General features: G+C 64.0%; 20 protein-coding genes. 12 read left to right on the top strand and 8 right to left on the bottom strand.

The features are described from left to right. Window positions 1-3: 3 nt before the first annotated feature. The 3 genes from MSTE_RS21050 to MSTE_RS21040 are packed head-to-tail and all read right to left on the bottom strand — an operon-like array spanning window position 4 to window position 2,992. The gene (locus MSTE_RS21050; RefSeq protein WP_162291485.1) at window positions 4-612 is read right to left on the bottom strand and encodes an urea amidolyase associated protein UAAP2; all 609 of its coding nucleotides are present in this window, start codon (window positions 610-612) and stop codon (window positions 4-6) included. Continuing rightward, on the bottom strand, window positions 609-1,442 hold the full coding sequence (locus MSTE_RS21045) for an urea amidolyase associated protein UAAP1 (RefSeq protein ID WP_096504128.1): 834 nt from the start codon (window positions 1,440-1,442) through the stop codon (window positions 609-611). Before MSTE_RS21045 ends, MSTE_RS21050 begins: the two co-directional genes overlap by 4 nt. Next, the gene (locus MSTE_RS21040) at window positions 1,442-2,992 is read right to left on the bottom strand and encodes an amino acid permease (RefSeq protein WP_046254855.1); all 1,551 of its coding nucleotides are present in this window, start codon (window positions 2,990-2,992) and stop codon (window positions 1,442-1,444) included. The genes MSTE_RS21045 and MSTE_RS21040 overlap by 1 nt, the downstream gene beginning before the upstream one ends. Before the next feature lie 260 nt (window positions 2,993-3,252). Here MSTE_RS21040 and MSTE_RS21035 point away from each other — a divergent pair, with 260 nt between their 5' ends. Beyond that, window positions 3,253-3,912: a helix-turn-helix domain-containing protein gene (locus MSTE_RS21035; RefSeq protein ID WP_096504126.1), complete on the top strand. Its 660-nt coding sequence runs from the start codon at window positions 3,253-3,255 to the stop codon at window positions 3,910-3,912. 74 nt (window positions 3,913-3,986) lie between these two features. Continuing rightward, window positions 3,987-4,856 (top strand): cyclopropane mycolic acid synthase family methyltransferase, encoded by an 870-nt coding sequence (locus tag MSTE_RS21030; protein WP_064409646.1) that lies wholly within the window; start codon window positions 3,987-3,989, stop codon window positions 4,854-4,856. Window positions 4,857-4,881: 25 nt separating this feature from the next. Here the strand turns inward: MSTE_RS21030 and MSTE_RS21025 are convergent, their stop codons facing one another. Both MSTE_RS21025 and MSTE_RS21020 read right to left on the bottom strand, forming a co-directional pair. Next, a complete protein-coding gene (locus MSTE_RS21025) occupies window positions 4,882-5,721 on the bottom strand; it encodes a polyphosphate kinase 2 family protein (protein WP_096504124.1) in 840 nt (279 codons plus the stop codon). Between the two features lie 25 nt (window positions 5,722-5,746). Beyond that, a complete protein-coding gene (locus MSTE_RS21020) occupies window positions 5,747-6,466 on the bottom strand; it encodes a TetR/AcrR family transcriptional regulator (RefSeq protein ID WP_162291484.1) in 720 nt (239 codons plus the stop codon). 76 nt (window positions 6,467-6,542) lie between these two features. Between MSTE_RS21020 and MSTE_RS21015 the strand changes: the two genes are divergently transcribed. From MSTE_RS21015 to MSTE_RS20975, 9 genes are all read left to right on the top strand, one after another. After that, entirely contained in the window at window positions 6,543-7,877 is a 1,335-nt protein-coding gene (locus tag MSTE_RS21015) for a DUF445 domain-containing protein (protein ID WP_096504120.1), read from the top strand. 98 nt (window positions 7,878-7,975) lie between these two features. Beyond that, window positions 7,976-8,392 (top strand): helix-turn-helix domain-containing protein, encoded by a 417-nt coding sequence (locus tag MSTE_RS21010; RefSeq protein ID WP_096504118.1) that lies wholly within the window; start codon window positions 7,976-7,978, stop codon window positions 8,390-8,392. A gap of 32 nt (window positions 8,393-8,424) precedes the next feature. After that, the gene (locus MSTE_RS21005) at window positions 8,425-9,075 is read left to right on the top strand and encodes a heparin-binding hemagglutinin (RefSeq protein WP_096504116.1); all 651 of its coding nucleotides are present in this window, start codon (window positions 8,425-8,427) and stop codon (window positions 9,073-9,075) included. A 49-nt stretch (window positions 9,076-9,124) separates the two neighbouring features. Then, the gene (locus tag MSTE_RS21000; protein WP_064409641.1) at window positions 9,125-9,403 is read left to right on the top strand and encodes a DUF2516 family protein; all 279 of its coding nucleotides are present in this window, start codon (window positions 9,125-9,127) and stop codon (window positions 9,401-9,403) included. Beyond that, on the top strand, window positions 9,403-9,780 hold the full coding sequence (locus MSTE_RS20995; protein ID WP_096504114.1) for a DUF2599 domain-containing protein: 378 nt from the start codon (window positions 9,403-9,405) through the stop codon (window positions 9,778-9,780). The genes MSTE_RS21000 and MSTE_RS20995 overlap by 1 nt, the downstream gene beginning before the upstream one ends. A 355-nt stretch (window positions 9,781-10,135) precedes the next feature. After that, entirely contained in the window at window positions 10,136-10,597 is a 462-nt protein-coding gene (locus tag MSTE_RS20990; protein ID WP_030096401.1) for a transglycosylase family protein, read from the top strand. A 253-nt stretch (window positions 10,598-10,850) separates the two neighbouring features. Next, window positions 10,851-11,123, top strand: a complete 273-nt coding sequence (locus tag MSTE_RS20985) for an acyl carrier protein (RefSeq protein WP_096504112.1) — start codon at window positions 10,851-10,853, stop codon at window positions 11,121-11,123. 32 nt (window positions 11,124-11,155) lie between these two features. After that, complete coding sequence (gene mbtM / locus MSTE_RS20980) at window positions 11,156-12,802, top strand: long-chain-fatty acid--ACP ligase MbtM (protein ID WP_096504110.1); 1,647 nt, start codon at window positions 11,156-11,158, stop codon at window positions 12,800-12,802. After that, window positions 12,799-13,974 carry an acyl-CoA dehydrogenase family protein gene (locus MSTE_RS20975; protein ID WP_096504108.1) on the top strand — a complete coding sequence of 392 codons (1,176 nt, stop codon included), beginning with the start codon at window positions 12,799-12,801 and terminating at the stop codon, window positions 13,972-13,974. Before mbtM ends, MSTE_RS20975 begins: the two co-directional genes overlap by 4 nt. Here MSTE_RS20975 and MSTE_RS20970 read toward each other — a convergent pair. Further along, window positions 13,971-14,585, bottom strand: coding sequence for a GNAT family N-acetyltransferase (locus tag MSTE_RS20970; RefSeq protein WP_096504106.1), 615 nt, complete (start codon window positions 14,583-14,585; stop codon window positions 13,971-13,973). The two genes, MSTE_RS20975 and MSTE_RS20970, sit on opposite strands and share 4 nt — an antisense overlap. Window positions 14,586-14,655: 70 nt before the next feature. Next, complete coding sequence (locus MSTE_RS20965) at window positions 14,656-15,474, bottom strand: isocitrate lyase/PEP mutase family protein (protein WP_096504104.1); 819 nt, start codon at window positions 15,472-15,474, stop codon at window positions 14,656-14,658. An 18-nt stretch (window positions 15,475-15,492) separates the two neighbouring features. Here MSTE_RS20965 and deoC point away from each other — a divergent pair, with 18 nt between their 5' ends. Then, the gene (gene deoC, locus MSTE_RS20960) at window positions 15,493-16,185 is read left to right on the top strand and encodes a deoxyribose-phosphate aldolase (protein ID WP_193442041.1); all 693 of its coding nucleotides are present in this window, start codon (window positions 15,493-15,495) and stop codon (window positions 16,183-16,185) included. On the opposite strand, the gene MSTE_RS20955 is transcribed toward deoC, so the two are convergent. After that, complete coding sequence (locus MSTE_RS20955) at window positions 16,182-17,135, bottom strand: LmeA family phospholipid-binding protein (protein WP_096504100.1); 954 nt, start codon at window positions 17,133-17,135, stop codon at window positions 16,182-16,184. The two genes, deoC and MSTE_RS20955, sit on opposite strands and share 4 nt — an antisense overlap. Between the last annotated feature and the right edge of the window lie 8 nt (window positions 17,136-17,143).

The following is a 17,143-nucleotide window of genomic DNA, read 5'->3' as shown; positions in this document are numbered from 1 at the left end:
TGCTCATACGCTATCCACCACCATTCGTACCGGGGTGGGATCGAATCCGTTGCACGGGTTGTTGATCTGCGGGCAGTTCGATACCAGCACCAGGGTGTCGACCTCGGCCCGGAGCTTGATCTTCTTTCCCGGTGCTGAAAGGCCGTCGACAATGCCGAGTGTCCCGTCCTCATCCACCGGGACGTTCATATAGAAGTTGATGTTGGACACCAGGTCTCGTTTACCCAGGCCCCACTTGGCGCCTTCCAGCAGAAAATTCTCCACACACGCGTGCTGGTGTTTGGTGTGGTGGCCGTAACGCAGGGTGTTCGATTCCTGCGAGCATGCCCCACCGATGGTGTCGTGGCTGCCGACTTCGTCCTCCACGATGGTCATCAGCGGGCTACCGTCTTCTGCGCGCAGCACTGTTCCACTGCGCAGGAACAGGTTTGACTGTGCCGCGATGGTCGCCTGTGCCGAGTAACGCACCGCGGTGTCGGTCGCCGAATACAGCAGGGTGTCGACGGCCTGGTTGCCCTTCAGGTCGATGATCGTGAGTACATCCCCGGCGGCGACGACAGCGCTCCACGGGGCACGGGCAGGGACGACTTCGTCGAGAACCGTGCGTGTCACAGTGTTTCTCCGTTCCGGGCGGCTGCCCAGGCGTCTTCGGTGTTGAGCACCGCACGTTGATATTCCGGATCGTTGTTGGGCAGGTCGACCAACTCGTCGAGCGCGGGCCAGGCCAACACCTGGACGGGCCCGGTGTCGAAGGTCTCCGATGGATCGAGGGGATGGGCGGTGTTCACCAGCAGGGCGATCACCGGTAGGTGGATCAGCAGATCCACCGCGGCCCCCGCGCCCGCGGTGCCGGTGCTACGTAGTGCGCCGTCGGCCTCGGCGCGTACTCCGTGGAAGAACGACACCGACGGACCGATGTCGCGCGGAGCCAGCCCGTGCTTCGCGGCGGCCAATGTGAACAGCTCGCGCCCCGCGGGGCTATTCGAATAGAGTTCGCCCGCACCATATTTGGCGGCATTCGCGGTCAGCGTGCTGGTTCCGCAGAAGGTGTCGTGATGTCCGGAGCTATCGGCGACGATGGTGGCCAGCACCCGGCCCTGGTCCGAGAGCAGCGGATGCCCGGTGCCGAGATAGGCCTGCCACGGCACCTTGACGGTGTCGGCGACGTTGAGCCGCTCCCACGGGGCATCGGCGCGCAGCAGCACCACGCTCACGCAGGCCGAGCCGGTGGTGTCGGTGAGCCGTAGTCGGGTGCCGCGGCCGAGCACCTTGCCCGCGTACCGGCCGCCGGGGACGGTCTCCGCCCAAATCAGAGCCGACGCGGTGATGTCGCTGGGAGTCCAGGGCCAGTTCGAGGCGGGCAGCACCGGCATCGCGTCGGTGATCTGGCCGGCCTGTGAGCGGGCGTGGTCTCGCGCCCCCTTGGTGGTAGCGGTCGTCATCAGGACAACTCCTCGGTGGTGGAATCGGCACGTCGCGGATAGGCCGCGATCCCGGCGATGAGCACCGCGGCGATACAGATCGGAGCTATCCACACCAGATAGGGGTGCGTGCCGGTCGGGTCGAAGACGGCCGCGCGCGGCCAGGACAGGTTGAGCACCATGAAGGCGCCGTAACAGACGGCAAGGATGTTGATCGGGAGTCCGAATCGTCCGAGAGAGAAGAGCTTTCGTCCGTCGGCATCGGTCTGCCCCACATTCGCGTCCCACTTGCTGCCGCCGATGCCCAAGCGGCGCAACAATAACGGTGTGGTGACCATCAGGTACGCCAGGTAGATCAGTGCGATACAGACGCTGCAGAGGCTCGTGAACAGTGCGGCGTTGCCGAAGTTGACCACCAGGATCAACACGCAGCACACCCCGACCACCACCGCCGGCGCGATGGGGGTGCCGGTTCGTGGGTTCACGTGCGACAGCACAGAGGAGAACGGCAGCTTGCCGTCGCGGGCCATCGAGAACATCAACCGTGAGGCCGCGGTCTGGATGGCCAGAGTGCAGACAAACACCGCGATGGCCACGTCGACGAGCAGCAGCGTGCCGAACGGGGAGGCCAGCTTGCTGTCCAATACATAAGGAAGGCCGCCGGTGGCCAGTTGGCCGTCGGTCAGGCTGGGGGCGGCCATCAGGGCGCCCAGAATCATCAGCGCTCCGCCGATCGCCGACACCACGATCGCGGACAGGATGGTGCGCGGGGCGACCCGGCGTGGGTTCCGGGTTTCCTCGGCGAGTTCACTGGCCGACCCGAATCCGACAAGGACGTAAGCGGCCATGAGCCCGGCCGCCAGGAATGCCCACGGATATCCGCTGCCCGCCTCTCCGGTGTGCAGCACCACGCTCGGACCGCGTTCGGCGCTGGCGAAGAGCATGCCCACCACGGCGACCACACCGACGATCTCGCAGGTGACACCGATGGAGTTGATGCGGGACATCCAGTTGACCCCGACGGCGTTGATCGCCGTGGTCGCGACCAGAAGCAGCGATCCCAACAACACCGCGTTCGAGGCTCCGCTGACACTGGTCAACGAGGAGTCCGTGCCGATGAGTTGGAATCCGCTCCAGATCGTCGGGAGGACCACCTGCAGTGCGATGGCCGCCGCGGATGCGGTGACGATCTGAGCGATGATCATGAACCAGCCGGCGAACCAGCCCACCACGGCACCGCCGAGCCTGCGGGCCCATTGATAGATGGCCCCGGAGATGGGGTAGCGCGCCGCGAGCTCGGCGAAATTCAGCGCCACCATGTACTGCCCGGCGAAGACGATCGGCCAAGTCCAGAAGAAGGCCGGGCCGCCGAAGCTGAACCCGAATGCGAACAGCTGGAAGATCGTCGTCAGGATCGAGACGAACGAGAATCCCGCTGCGAAGGATGCGAATTTGCCAAGGCTCCGGTGTAGCTGAGGTTTGTAGCCGAACGCGGCAAGGTCGTCGGAGTCGGAGCCGGCGATGCTCGCCGCGGACCGGGCCGCGGATTCGGTGGCCGTCGGGGCGTTCATGGGCACTCCCAGGTCGGTCCTCGGGCACCGTCTTGTGCGCCCTGTGTGGTCAGAAAACCCACGTCTATGTGGGAAGAAATATCTGTCATGCGATAGGTAAGTAAGTCTGACGGGCGCCCGGTACGCATGGGTGACAGTGCCGTTTCGGAACGTGGGCGCGGTGTAACATTGTCGTTTCGCAGATGTCGCAGCGATGACGAAACGCTCACCACCCGATGGAATGAGGGCGTTGCCGAGCGGTACATGGAAGGGTCGGCACAATGTCAGGACGACCGCGGCGCACCAGTCCGATTCGCGAGGGAAAGACCACCCGCGACGAGATTCTCGATGCCTCGGCCGAGTTGTTCACCACCGATGGATTCGCGGCAACCACCACCCGGCGCATCGCCGAGTCGGTGGGCGTGCAGCAGGCCTCGCTGTATTACCACTTCAAGACCAAAGACGACATCCTCGATGCGCTGCTGGCGATGACGATCGACCAGCCCCTGCACTACGCGGGGCTGGTTGTCGGTCGCCCGGAGCCGCCGGTCGTGCGTCTGTACGCGCTGGCGCTGGCCGATGCCGCCCAGCTGGCGGCGAGCCGATGGAACCTGGGCGCCCTCTATCTATTGCCCGATCTGCGTGCCGATCGATTCGCGGTATTCCGGGGTAAGCGAGACCAGCTCCGTGCGCACTATCAGGATCTGGCGGCGGCGGCCTGCCGCGCGGACATGATCCGCGCCGGGGTCGAGCGGCTACCTTTCCGGCTTGTCGAGTCGGTAATCATGCTTCGTGCCGACGGTGATTCGATCTCTCCGGAGGCGTTGGCGGACGCGACCTTGCGCGTCCTGGGGGTCACAGAGGATGCTCAACGGGTAGAGGGGGCAGCCCGGGCGCTGTTGGGGCAGTTGGGTTGGCCGGTGGCCGTTCCTAAGAGGTAGGCACAGTTGACCATGCTAGGGTGCCGTCCAGTACAGAGTAGCCAAAATGTGATGGGAATTAGGTGCTGTAGTAAATGTCCGATCTGAAGCCGTACTACGAGGAATCTCAGTCCATATACGACATTTCGGACGAATTTTATGGCCTTTTCCTTGACGAAGAAACCATGGGTTACACCTGTGCGTACTTCGAGCGCGACGACCTGACTCTCGCCGAGGCGCAGCTGGCCAAGTTCGACCTGGCGCTGGGCAAGCTCAACCTCGAGCCCGGGATGACGCTGCTGGACATCGGCTGTGGCTGGGGTGCCTGCCTGGAGCGCGCCATGCGCAAGTTCGACGTCAACGTCGTCGGTATCACGCTGAGCAAGAACCAGAGCGAGTACAGCCGCACGCGTCTGGCGAAGGTCGCCGCGGAAACCGGCCGTACCGCCGACATTCGTATGCAGGGTTGGGAAGAATTCAACGATAAAGTCGATCGAATTGTGACGATCGGTGCATTCGAGGCATTCAAGCAAGAGCGCTACCCGATCTTCTTCGAACGTGCGTATGACATTCTTCCCAATGACGGTCGAATGCTTCTGCATACCATTCTGGCTCACACCCAGAAATTCTTCCGGGAAAATGGAATTCCGCTCACCATTAGTGACCTGAAATTCATGAAGTTCATCGGCGAGGAGATCTTCCCCGGCGGGCAGTTGCCGGCGGTTGAGGATATCGAGAAGCTAGCTGCTGACTCTGGGTTCAACTTGGAGCGCGTGCATTTGCTGCAGCCGCACTACGCCAAGACCTTGGATATCTGGGCACAGAATCTTGAACAGCGCCGCGAGGAAGCTATCAGGATTCAGTCCCAGGAGGTTTACGACCGCTTCATGCGGTACCTGACCGGCTGCGCGGACTTCTTCCGTCGCGGTATCACCAACGTCGGTCAGTTCACCCTCGTCAAATAGCGAGACTTAACAGGGCAACGCCGTCTCACGCTTGCGTGAGACGGTGTTTCTGTTCTTCGATGTCGAAATCGGCGGGCGGCCACGAGAGATTGAGGCTATCCAGCGTTTCGTCGAGAAGTGCGGTGACCGCGAGCCTGCTGAACCACTTGCGGTCGCAGGGAACGACGTGCCAGGGCGCGTACTCGGTGCTGGTCTGCTCCAGCACCGCTTGATAGGCCTCCTGGTAAGCGGGCCAGAACGCGCGCTCGTCGATGTCGTTGGGATTGAACTTCCAGTACTTGTCCGGACGGTCGAGACGCTCGGCCAGGCGTTCCTTCTGCTCGTCGAGTGATACCACCAGCGCCACCTTGAGGATCGTCGTGCCGGCCTCTGTCAGCTCTTTCTCGAAGGCGTTGATCTCGTCGTAGCGGGCGCCCCAGACCGCCGGAGGCACCAGATCGTGGACCCGCACCACCAGGACGTCCTCATAGTGCGAACGATCGAAGACCCCAAGCTGTCCGCCCGCGGGCAGTGCGTTGCGAATCCGCCACAGGTAGTGGTGCTTACGCTCTTCCTCGGTGGGCACCCCGAAGCTCGCATGTTCAATTCCCTGCGGATCAACTTGCCCTACAACATGTTTGACGATGCCCCCTTTGCCGGAGGTGTCCATGCCCTGCAGGACCAGAAGCACCGAGCGGTGGTCTCCGCTGCGCCCGTTGGCGTACAGCATCTCCTGCAGCAGCCCCAGGCGTTCGGACCGTTCCGCCTGCAGGGCCTCGCCATCCTCCCGAGACCCGTCGAACCCCGGCGTGGAACGGGTATCGACATCGGCGAAGTTCAGGCCGGGTCGGTAGCGCAGAGCGGACGTGTCGATCCTGAGGGTCATGCCTTGTGACCCTAGCGAGGTCGGATTACGCCGAGCGGGTTTGACGCGCTTGTGGTGCGGGAGGAACCGGTGACGGATGGGGCATGTCGACGAACGTCTCGCGAGATCCCCCCACACCCACGATGCCCAGCACCGCGTTCCAGGAGATCATCGTCAGATAGTCGATGAGCTCGTCGGAGCTCATCCGCGGGTGCGACATCCACGAGTGAGTGGCCAGTTGGACGCCGCCCACGATCATGTACGCCCACGGCTCCACGCCATGGGTGTCCATCGACGCTTCAGACATCTGGCGACGCAGCGATAGGGCGAGCATGCGGGCGATGATGCGCTCGGAGTCGGCGATGGCCTTGCTGCGGCTGGTGGAGCTGTTGGCCATGACGAACGGATAGATCTCCGGCTCGGCCGCCACGGTCTCGACATACACCTTGATCACGGTGCGGGTCAGGTCGTAGCCGTCGAGGCGGGCCGACAGGGCCGCGGCCATCTTGGGGATGAGCGTGGTCTGCGCGAACCGGGTCATCACGGCGGTCGTCAGATCGTTCTTGTCCACGAAGTACCGGTAGAGCACGGTCTTGGAGACGCCGATGTCGGAGGCGATCTCATCCATGCTGATATCGCGCCCCCGGTGCCTTATGGCATCGAGGGTGCCGTCCACGAGCTCGGTACGTCGTTCGACCTTGTGCTTATGCCAGCGGCGCTTGCGACCATCAGTCTTGATAGCCGCAGGCTGCGTTTTACTTGCCACGGTTATCGCCACATTCCCATAGTTATCTGTAACCGATACTACTTGACGGCCCCCTCGGGGATGCGTAACGCGCTCGATACCGGATGATGGAGGCGTGGCAGGCAAGCACAGCGATCAGCCGCGCACGCGGAAACCATCCGGCGGCGTCTTCGCGATGGGCAATTCAGCCGTCGACGAGGAGCGCCGGAAACAGCTTCGCCGAATGAAAGCCGTGGCCACGGGATTCCTGGTCGGGGCCACCGTGTTGTTTCTGGCGTGCCGTTGGTGGCAGTCGGTGGGCGCACCGGGTTGGGTCGGTTATGTCGGAGCGGCCGCAGAGGCGGGTATGGTCGGCGCGCTTGCCGACTGGTTTGCTGTAACCGCATTGTTCCGGCACCCGCTTGGGCTAAAAATCCCGCACACCGCGATCATCAAACGCAAGAAGGATCAGCTGGGCGAGGGGCTCGGGAACTTCGTCCGGGAGAACTTCATGTCGCCGGCCGTTATCACCGCAAAGGTGCGCGATGCGCAGATCGCGGGACGGCTGGGTAAATGGATGAGCGACCGGTCGCATGCCGAGCGCGTCGCGGCCGAAGCCTCGACGGTGCTTCGGGTCGGTGCGCAGATGCTGCGCGACGAGGATGTGCAGCAGACCATCGACAGCGTGATCGTGCGCCGGATCGCCGAACCCAAATGGGGGCCGCCGGTGGGACGCGTGCTCTCGACGGTGCTCAAGGAGGACCGCCACGCGCCGGTCATCCAGCTGCTGTGCGATCGGGCCTTCGAGTGGGCATTGGGTGCCAGCGACACCATTGATCGAGTGGTGGTGCGTGACTCGCCCAGCTGGACCCCCAAATTCGTCGACCACTTCGTGGGTGACCGCATCTACCGCGAGCTGGTCGACTTCACGGATAAGGTGCGTCGCAATCCCGACCACGACCTGCGTCAATCCGTGAACAGGCTGTTGTACGACTTCGCCGACGACCTGCAGCACGACGACCTGACCATCGCCAAGGCCGAAGCGATCAAGGCTCGATTGATGGCACGCGCGGAAGTCCAGAACGCCGCCGCCACCGCCTGGTCCGCCGCCAAGAAGATGATCACCGAGTCGGTGGATGATCCCTCCAGCGAGCTACGCACCCGGATCGCTGACACCGTGGTGCGGATCGGGGAGACGCTGCGCGACGACGAGTCCGTGCGCGACAAGGTGGACGGTTGGGTCGAGCGTGCGGCCCGGCATCTGGTGGATCAGTACGGTGCGGAGATAACGGCCGTCATCACCGAAACGATCGAGCGATGGGACGCCGAGGAGGCCAGTCGCCGGATCGAATTGCATGTCGGGCGTGACCTGCAGTTCATTCGTATCAACGGCACAGTGGTGGGTTCGCTGGCAGGTTTGGTGATCTACACCGTGGCGCAGGTGCTCTTCTAAAAAGGCCCTGACCCGGCATTCCCGTCCGGGAGTGACTTGGCCCACATTGCTAACAGAAGTGCTTGCAATAGCTAGCACTGCAGCTTACCGTGGTTCTTATGTCGCAGGAATCAGACCTCGCCACCGCTGTGAGCAACGCCGCTTCCGATATCGGAGGCTTCATCCGCGCACAGCGTGAGGCTGCGCAGGTCTCCGTGCGTCAGCTGGCCGAGAAGGCCGGCGTGAGTAACCCGTACCTCAGTCAGATCGAACGCGGACTGCGCCGTCCGTCGGCCGAGGTGCTCAATCAAATCGCAAAGGCGCTAAGGGTTTCGGCGGAGGTGTTATACGTGCGTGCGGGCATTTTGGATCGTAGTGATGCCAGCCCGGTACGGGACGCCATCATTGCCGATACCTTCATCACCGAGCGGCAGAAGCAGGTGTTGTTGGACGTCTACAGCTCATTCGTTCAGCAAAACGCCGAAGCAAATGCGGATCTGGCTCAATCCGACCCCGAGTCTCCTGGCGACAACTGAATAACTTTCCCCATCCCCGAAAGGAATCTGGCATGACCAAGAAGAACACCTCGTTCGACGACCTGAAAACCCCGTTCTACGTAGCCGTCGGCGCTGGTGACCTTGCCCTGGCCGCCGTCGCCGATGTGGTCGTCAAGCTGCGCGAGCGCGCCGAGGAAGCCGCCTCTGAGGCCGGTGCCCGCGTGGACGAGACCCGCGACCGGCTGCGCGAGCTGTCGGCCGAGCTGCCCACCGACGTCAACGAGCTGCGCGACCGGTTCACGCCCGAAGAGCTGCGCAAGGTCGCCGAGGCCTACCTGCAGGTGGCGACCGACATCTACAACAACCTCGCCGAGCGTGGCGAAGAGGCCATCGAGCGTATTCGCAGCACCCCCGGCATCGAGGAGAACGTGACTCGCGCCGAGGGTCTGGTCGGCAACTACGCCGAGCTGACCGAGCAGGCGCTGGGCACGGTGGCCAGCCAGACCCGCGCCGTCGGCGAGCGTGCCGCCAAGCTGGTCGGCATCGACCTGTCGAGCAAGGCCGCTCCGGCCACAAAGGCCGCGCCCGCGAAGAAGGCTCCGGCCAAGAAGGCCGCTCCGGCCAAGAAGGCCGCCCCGGTCAAGGCTGCTGCCAAGAAGGCCGCGCCCGCCAAGAAGGCTCCGGCCAAGAAGGCTGCGACCCGCACCATCACCCAGAAGTAGGACAGTTCCAGCTCCGACAGCCACCCGATCAGCCACGTAGGCTGATCGGGTGGCTTTCACTTTTCATGTCTTCGCGCTGATTTCCCTCGTCGCTCTTGTCGCGGCGATCGTCGCGCTGGTCCATGCGGCGATTCAGCCGGCGGATGCGTTCGTGGCCGCAGAAAAGCAGACCAAGACCACCTGGATAGTCATTCTTGCCGGAGCGGCCGTGCTCACCCTGATTCCGGGGTTGGAGCTGCTGACCGCCGGGATCGCCGCGGTGGCCGCCGGGGTGTACTTCGTGGATGTTCGGCCCCGTGTGCTTGAGGTGCAGGGCAAGTCGCGGTAATGCGTGCGGTCGCGGCGCTGGTCGTGACGGCCGTGCTGTTGGCCGCGAATGTGGTACCCGTGGCTGCTGCCGATCCCGTGCTCATTGACCACGTGTCATGGGGTGCAACATCTTTGGGTCGCACACTGCGTGTCTATCCAACGCCGCTGGGGCGCACCTACGAGGCGCCCGATGGTGCCGATATCGCCTGGGCCGAGGTCCTCGCACTGGCCCCCGACGCGCAATCGCCGGGTATGCGAATGCAATTCGACTGCCATTGGTACGGGCGGGTGTTCATTCCGAACAAGCCGAGCTGGAACCTGGAGCCCTGGCGGCCGCAGGTGGACGAGGCACTGATGACGGTGTCTCAGTGCAACCCCGGTGGACCTGAGATCTAGGTCCCTCCGCGCCGGGTCCCGGCACTACGATTCGCCGCTCCGGCGGGGGCTTCATGGCGCGCCGCGTAAAGGTAAGCAAATTGCAGTGTGACGTGAATCAATTGCGGCGGTGAATTACATATGTGTAATTCACCCGAGACCGGTGGTTTATCTCGGTGTTATTGGTGGAAGTAAGAATTCACTAAAGTCTCAGACAGCCCAATGGCAACTTTTCTTACCATTCTCCGCTTGCGTAACGCACACCTCGTGAGTAACGATTACAACAGTGATCACAATCTGATCACGACCGGATTGGCAGGTGGTACATCACGCATCACGTGATCTCTCCGGGCGCAGAGGATCGGGGTGCAGTGACATGAAGGTCGTCATGGACCGGGCACGATGGGTACGCGACAGGCGTGCGGTGTGTCTGATCATGAATGTGCTGTTTGCGATGTCGCTGTCCATGACCGCGAGCGTCGCGTCGGCCGACTCTGTGAATTGGGACGCGATTGCCGAATGCGAATCCGGTGGAAACTGGTCGGCAAATACCGGTAATGGTTTCTATGGTGGCCTGCAATTCAAGCCGTCCACGTGGGCATCTCATGGCGGTGTGGGCAATCCCGCCGACGCTTCCCGTGAACAGCAGATTGCCGTGGCCGAGAGCGTTTTGCAGTCGCAAGGTCTTGGCGCCTGGCCGGAATGTGGCGGTGGCGGCAGCGGCCCGATGACCGGTGGGCGCGCGGGATGCCAATTGGTCCCCGGCGGCAGCATCTTCGGGATCGTCAACTTCCGGCAGATGTGCAGCGGTGTCGTGGGACTGATTCCGGCGGGCTAATCGCGTATCGGACCCATGCAGCACCGCTTGCAGCTTCACATGGGCAATTCCGTCGCCGACTCGGGAAACCACGCGGATGCTCACCATGGCTGCGCATTACTCATCGCTGTCCCGGCCGCGCGTCTGCCCCGTAGCCACCCGTGAGACCCTCTGGGATAGTAGGTTTGGCTTACCTAATGCCAGTTGTATAGTCGGTGCTGCGGAGCGCTGGAGCCCTCGCGCCCACCTGTATTGAGCCCCAAGGAGAGCAGCCATGTCGACTGAAGTTGCCGAGAAACTCGAGAAGATCTTGCGTGGAGAGCTCGCGGTCAGCGCGAATGAGATTACCCGCGACAAGTTGTTGATCGATGATCTGGGACTCGACTCGGTGGGATTCGCGCTGGGCCTCGTCCTCATCGAGGAGCAGTTCGGCGTCACTCTTACCGAAGATCAGCTACTCGTGTGCGATTCCTTCGGCGACCTTGTCGACATCGTCTCGGCAGGGCAGGCCGCCACCTCACCCGCAACCAACGCGCTCGCCGAGTAGAAGTTCGCAGAACGAAGAAAGGCGAGAGGGCCATGACCAGTTCCACAACGAACGTGCCTGCAGTGCAGGGGAATGCATTGGCGGAGAAAGTTTCCCAGGCGATGCTTACCTCGTCCGCCGATTTGGTGGTCATGGACGGCGCGACGCGGGAATGGCATCGGTTCCCGTGGGCCGAGGTGCATGCGCGCGCGGAGACCGTCGCCGTCGACCTACTCGACAACGCACACGGACCTGTGGGAGCGCTGGGTCTGATCGGCAGTCCCACCGTTGACTTGGTGGCCGGCGTGCAGGGTGCCTGGTTGGCCGGCACGAGCGTTTCGTTCTTCCCCGGTCTGGTGCGCGGGGCCGATCTGGACCGCTGGGCGCACACAACCTTGGAGCGCTGCGCGGCGATCGGTGTGCGCACGATCTACAGCAACGGTCGGGAGCTGGAACAGCTGCGAGCGGTGGAGTCCAGCATCCGGATCGAGGATGTGGCGCAGATCGGGGCGCGACCCCGGCCGCAGGGGTTCACACCGGTACAGACCGGTGACGAGACCACGCCTGCCGTCCTCCAGAACTCTTCAGGCTCCACCGGCACGCCCAAGACCGCTGTCCTCTCCCGGGGAGCCGTCATGAGCAACGTCAGCGCCATGGTGCGTCGTGCCGAGTTGACCGGGGAAGACCTGACCTGCAGCTGGTTGCCCCTGTACCACGATATGGGCCTCATTACGCTGCTCGCCTCGTTCTGGACGGGCATGCCGCTTTGGTTAGCGCCGAACAGCGCTTTCGCGGCCTCGCCGATCAGGTGGCTGGACTGGCTCACCGAGAGCGGTGCCACATATCTGATGGCGCCGAATTTCGCATACGACATCATCGGCCGGTACGTCGACAAGATCGACCGTGGAGTCGACCTCGGCAAGCTGCGCGCGGCCGTCAGTGCGGCCGAGCTGATCAACTGCGATGGTTTCGAGCGCTTCCTCACAGCGGCCACCCCCCATGGTTTCTCCCCGGGTGCGTCGGTCGCGGCCTGGGGTCTGGCGGAAGGGACGTGTGTCGTAACCATGACCCGGCCCGGTGTGGGGGCCCGATCCGACGACGTGCTCGTCGCCACTCCGGATGGCGGTCAGGCACCCCGCAGGTACGCATTGGTCGGATCGGCGTTCGACGGCATGGAGGTTCGGGTGGTGCCTGCTGAGCGCGACGTGCCGGCGATCAGCGGTAGAGACGTCGGGCAGGTCGAAATCAAGGGCGCCTGCATGATGAACGGATATCTGGGCAACCCGGCTATCGACAGGAACGACTGGTTCAACACCGGTGACCTTGGCTACTTCCACGACGGCGACCTGGTCATCGTCGGCCGGTTCAAAGAGCTCATCGTTCTTGCCGGGCGCAATGTGTACCCCATCGACGTCGAACGGGCTGCCGCGTCGGTCGAAGGCGTGCGAGCGGGCCGAGTTGCCGCAGTCGGACTCGACGAAGGCGGTATGCGCCCCAGGCTTGCGCTGGCCGTCGAGTACAAAGGCACCGACTTCGATGCGGCACGTAGGCAGGTAGTACAGCGCGTCACCGCCGATTGCGGGGTCGTGCCCTCCGAGGTCGTGTTCGTGCCGCCGGGTGATCTGCCGATCACCACGTCGGGAAAGCTGCGCCGTCTGGAGGTCAAGCGTCTTATCGAGACCGGTGGAGGCCTGCGATGACCCTGGCGGACCAGGAGAACCAGACGGTGGCTCCGCTATCTACCGAAGGTTTCCGCGCGCTACTGAGTTCCGTCATCGACGACGAGGTGACGGCGTGGGTCGACGAAGCCGAGAGGACCGAGCGATTCCCCCGTGCGCTGATCGAACGCTTCGGAAGCACCGGTGTGCTGGCCGACAAGTGGTCGTCCGGGGCGCTGCCCGATGTCGCCAAGCTGGTCTCGTTGGGTTTCGCGCTGGGTGGGCTCGGTTCGATCGGAATCAGCATCGGCGCGAGCCTGCACGACTCAGCGATTTCCATCCTGCGCCGATTCGGTAGGACCGATTATCTGCGTGAGATCACCGAGCAGGCGATCCGCGGTGAGGCGGTGTTGTGCATCGGTGCCTCCGAAGAGGCGGGTGGCTCTGATCTTCAGATTTCGGAGACCCTGGTCCACAGCGTCGACGGCGGTTACCACGTGCGGGGCAGCAAGAAATTCGTCTCGCTGGGTCCGATCTCGGATCACATCGTCGTCGTCGCCCGTGGGGCCGACGGAGATGCCGCCGCCAAGTCGGGCAATGTCATGTTGTTGTTGGTGCCAACCGCCCAGGTGGTGGTGCATGAGCGGTACCGGAAGCTCAGTGCGGGGCCGCTCGACACCGCACCGATCGATATCGACACGTGGGTTCCTGCCGACGCGCTGATCGCTCGTCCCGGCGCGGGGCTCGCGGCGATCAGCTGGGGTCTGTCGCATGAGCGGCTCGGCATCGCGGCTCAGGTAGTGGCGCTCTGCGAGAAGGCTCTTGGGATCACCATCGCGCGGATGGCAGATCGGGTGCAGTTCGGCAGCACTCTGCTGGGGCACCAGGCGCTGCGCCTGCGCGTCGCCGATCTGCAGTCCCGTGTCGACATGATGCGTTATTCACTGGAGGGTATTGCGGCGACGGGGCAGATGAACCTGCGTACCGCTGCCGCGGCGAAGGTCACCGCCGCTCGACTCGGTGAAGAGGTGCTCTCCGAGTGCCTGCACATCTTTGGCGGCTCGGGATACCTCACCGATGAGACCCCGGTCGGTCGCTGGTGGCGCGATATGAAACTGGCCCGGGTGGGCGGCGGTACCGATGAGACGCTCTGGGAGTTCGTCGCCGCCACCCTGAAACCCGATATCGAGGGCTACCGCTCGCTGGGCGTCTAGGCCAGCGGGCGCGGTACATCCTCCGGGGTACGGGGTGTGGTGTACAGCGCCATCCGGCGGTTGGGCATCTGGTGCTCGCCCAGGAACGTGCAGCCGATGTGCTCAAAGACCCTGCGGGTCTCGACATTCTGATATTCGGGGTCGAACATGATCCGCTTACATTGCGGCTCCAGCTCGAAGAAGCTCTTGATGAGCTTGGGCAGGATCATGACCATGAAGCCCTTACTGGCCATGGCCTGATTGGCGATGGCGCCGTGTATTCCCAGGTCGTATGGGTCGGCGGCGTACTTTTCGCCGATTGAATCCTGAGCTGCCCGATAAAACTCGAGGTAGCCCACGGGTTCGTCCCGGAACAGCACCAGGTAGGGGTGCGAATAGGTGCTCTCAACCTGGGCCTTGAGCTGGTCGTACCAGCGCTCATCCGGCCAGTCCTGCTCCCAGCCGTTTATCAGCGCCGGCTGACGCATCCAGCGGGCGATCAGCGCTGTGTCATCGCTATCCGGGTCCACAAGCCTGACACCGAATGGGCTCACGAGCTTCGGTTCCGGAGGTGCGGGCACCGAGGGGTCGGGCGCGACGTGGCGGTACAGCACTGGCCAGGGACGTTCCATGAATATAAGGATAGGCTACCCAATTGGAGACGCGGCGTGGCCTGGGCAAGAAGTAGGTGCACCGGAAGGTTTACGGAAACAGGGCGTTGGCTTGTGTATAGGGGATGGCCCGATTCGCGAATGCGAAGGTGCCGTGCTGGGCGATCTCCCGTGCCCCGTCGACAAACGCCCCGAGTGCCGCGCGTGCCATCGCGGACCCGAGGCTGATCCGGCGCACGCCCCACTGGGCGATCTCGTCGACCGAATGGTTGAGCACGAATCCGGCGGCCAGCAGATTGACCGGGCGATCCACCTCAGCACACACCGCGCGGACCGCGTCTGCGCTCGGCAGGCCCGGCGCGTACACCACATCGGCACCGGCAGCGGCATACGCCTGCAGTCGTGTGATGGTGTCGGTCAGGTCTGCTCGGTCGTACAGGAAGTTCTCGGCACGGGCCGTGAGCGTGAACGGAAAGGGGAGATCGCGCACCGTGTGCGCTGCCGCCGTGATGCGGTCCACCGCCTCGGCCAGCGGGAAGATCGGGGCGTCCGGAATCCCGGTGGCGTCCTCGATGGACCCGCCGACCAACCCCGAGGCCGCCGCTTCGCGGATGGTCATGGCGATGTCTCCGATGGTGGCGCCGCCGTTCTCCAAGTCTGCCGAGACCGGCAGATGCGTGGCCGCCGCGATGTGGGAGGCGTTGGCCAGCGTCTCGGCCTGGCTGACCAGATTGGCGCCGTCCCGCCGGCCGAGGGAGAAGGCCAACCCGGCACTGGTCGTGGCCAGCGCGGGGAATCCATAACCGGTGAGGATCCGGGCCGATCCGGCATCCCACGGGTTGGGCACCACGAACGTCCCGGACTGGTGAAGGGCAGCGAACACGACCGCACGCTCATGCTGGGAGGTCATGTATGGGACGCTACGCCCATGACGGATTCGGTAGGCACACCGGCGGTTTGGCCCACGCGCAGGGAGGTGGCCGCACGCATCGACCACACCTTGCTCAAACCCGAAGCGACGCCTGAGGACGTGCAAGCCCTCATCGCCGAGGCCACCGATCTCGGAGTGCTCGCCGTATGCGTTTCGCCCTCGATGTTGCCGGTGGAGGCTCCCGGGCTGATTGTTGCGGCGGTCGTGGGATTTCCGTCGGGAAAACATCTTTCGTCCATCAAGGCGCATGAGGCGGCCCTTGCCGCGGCCGCCGGTGCAACGGAGATCGACATGGTGATCGACGTGGGCGCCGCGGTGGCAGGCGATTTCGCCGCGGTACAGGCCGATATCGAGGCAGTCCGGCGTGCGATCCCGTCGGCGACCCTCAAGGTCATCATCGAATCCGCGGCGCTGCTGGAATACGCCGGTGCCGAGGCGGTCCGCCAGGCAAGCCGGGTGAGTGAGGCCGCCGGCGCTGATTTCGTGAAGACCTCCACCGGATTTCACCCGGCAGGTGGAGCCTCGGTGGAGGCCGTGCGGATCATGGCCGAGACGGTCGGCGGCCGGCTCGAGGTCAAGGCGAGTGGCGGTATCCGCACGGCGCAGGATGCCGCGGCCATGCTCCAGGCCGGCGCAACCCGGCTCGGTCTATCGAGTAGCCGCGCCGTCTTGGACGGATTTCTGCACTAGAACGACAGGTTCTGCAGGCAGGGGTTCTCGACCGGCTTCATCGGCTGATTGGTGCTCGACAGTTTCACCGTGATGCCGTCGTTGGTGACCTTGACCTCTTGGGCCTTGAGCCCCATCGGGTATTGGCCGCCGACGAGTCCCTTCGAGAAGGTGTCGAGCGCCGGCTGGATGATCTCGCGCGGCAGCCCGATAAACGCGGAGACGTTCTCGGACTGCAGCGTCACCATGCCGTCCTTGATGACCGGCTTGGTGGTGATCTGGGCCAGCCCTCCGGCAGCGCTCAGCGTCACCTCACCGGTGGATTCGTTGGTGGTGGCATCGCCCACCAACGAGCCGAGCATTCCCGGCACGAGGTCACGGGCGCTCTCGGTGATGCCAGCGGTCGGCCAGGACACTTCCACGTCGAGGCGACCGATCGTGCCGAGCGAGTCGGCCGTCTTCTTCAGCGAGATGTCACGCACCGTGATGGCGACGGACATCTTCTTGGCCTGCGCGATCTGGTTGCCCGCGGTCTTGATGGTGAGCTTGTCGATGTGATTGCCGAGGTATTGCACGACGAGCGGCATCGGGCCGAACGACGCGGTCGCGCCGTCCTGCACCAGGCACGAGGTGGCGGCGTTCACCTCACTGCTGGTCCGCTGGCGCGCGTAGAGCTCGATACCGAGGACGGCAGCCACGAACACGGCGACGACGATGACCGCGATGAGTACCAGCGATCTGTAGTCGCGACCCTTCTCGGGCTCGGCGGGCTGCGGCGGCGCCTCTGAGGGTGGGGGTTCGACCGGCGGCGGAGTCACCGGGCTCTGCAGGGTTGGCGGCTGCTCTGGCAGCGGGGGCGGAACCTGCTCTGGCCGCGCGGGCGGAACCTGCTGGGACGGCGGTTGCCACGGCGAAGGCTCGGGAGGTGTCGATCCAGGTGGGCCGAGCGGCGGCTGAGGCGGTGTCGTCACCCGCGCGA

Source organism: [Mycobacterium] stephanolepidis (genome assembly GCF_002356335.1).
Classification (GTDB): Bacteria; Actinomycetota; Actinomycetes; order Mycobacteriales; family Mycobacteriaceae; genus Mycobacterium; species Mycobacterium stephanolepidis.
Note: the sequence above shows the minus strand (reverse complement) of the source record. Positions and strands in the feature narration are given on the sequence as shown.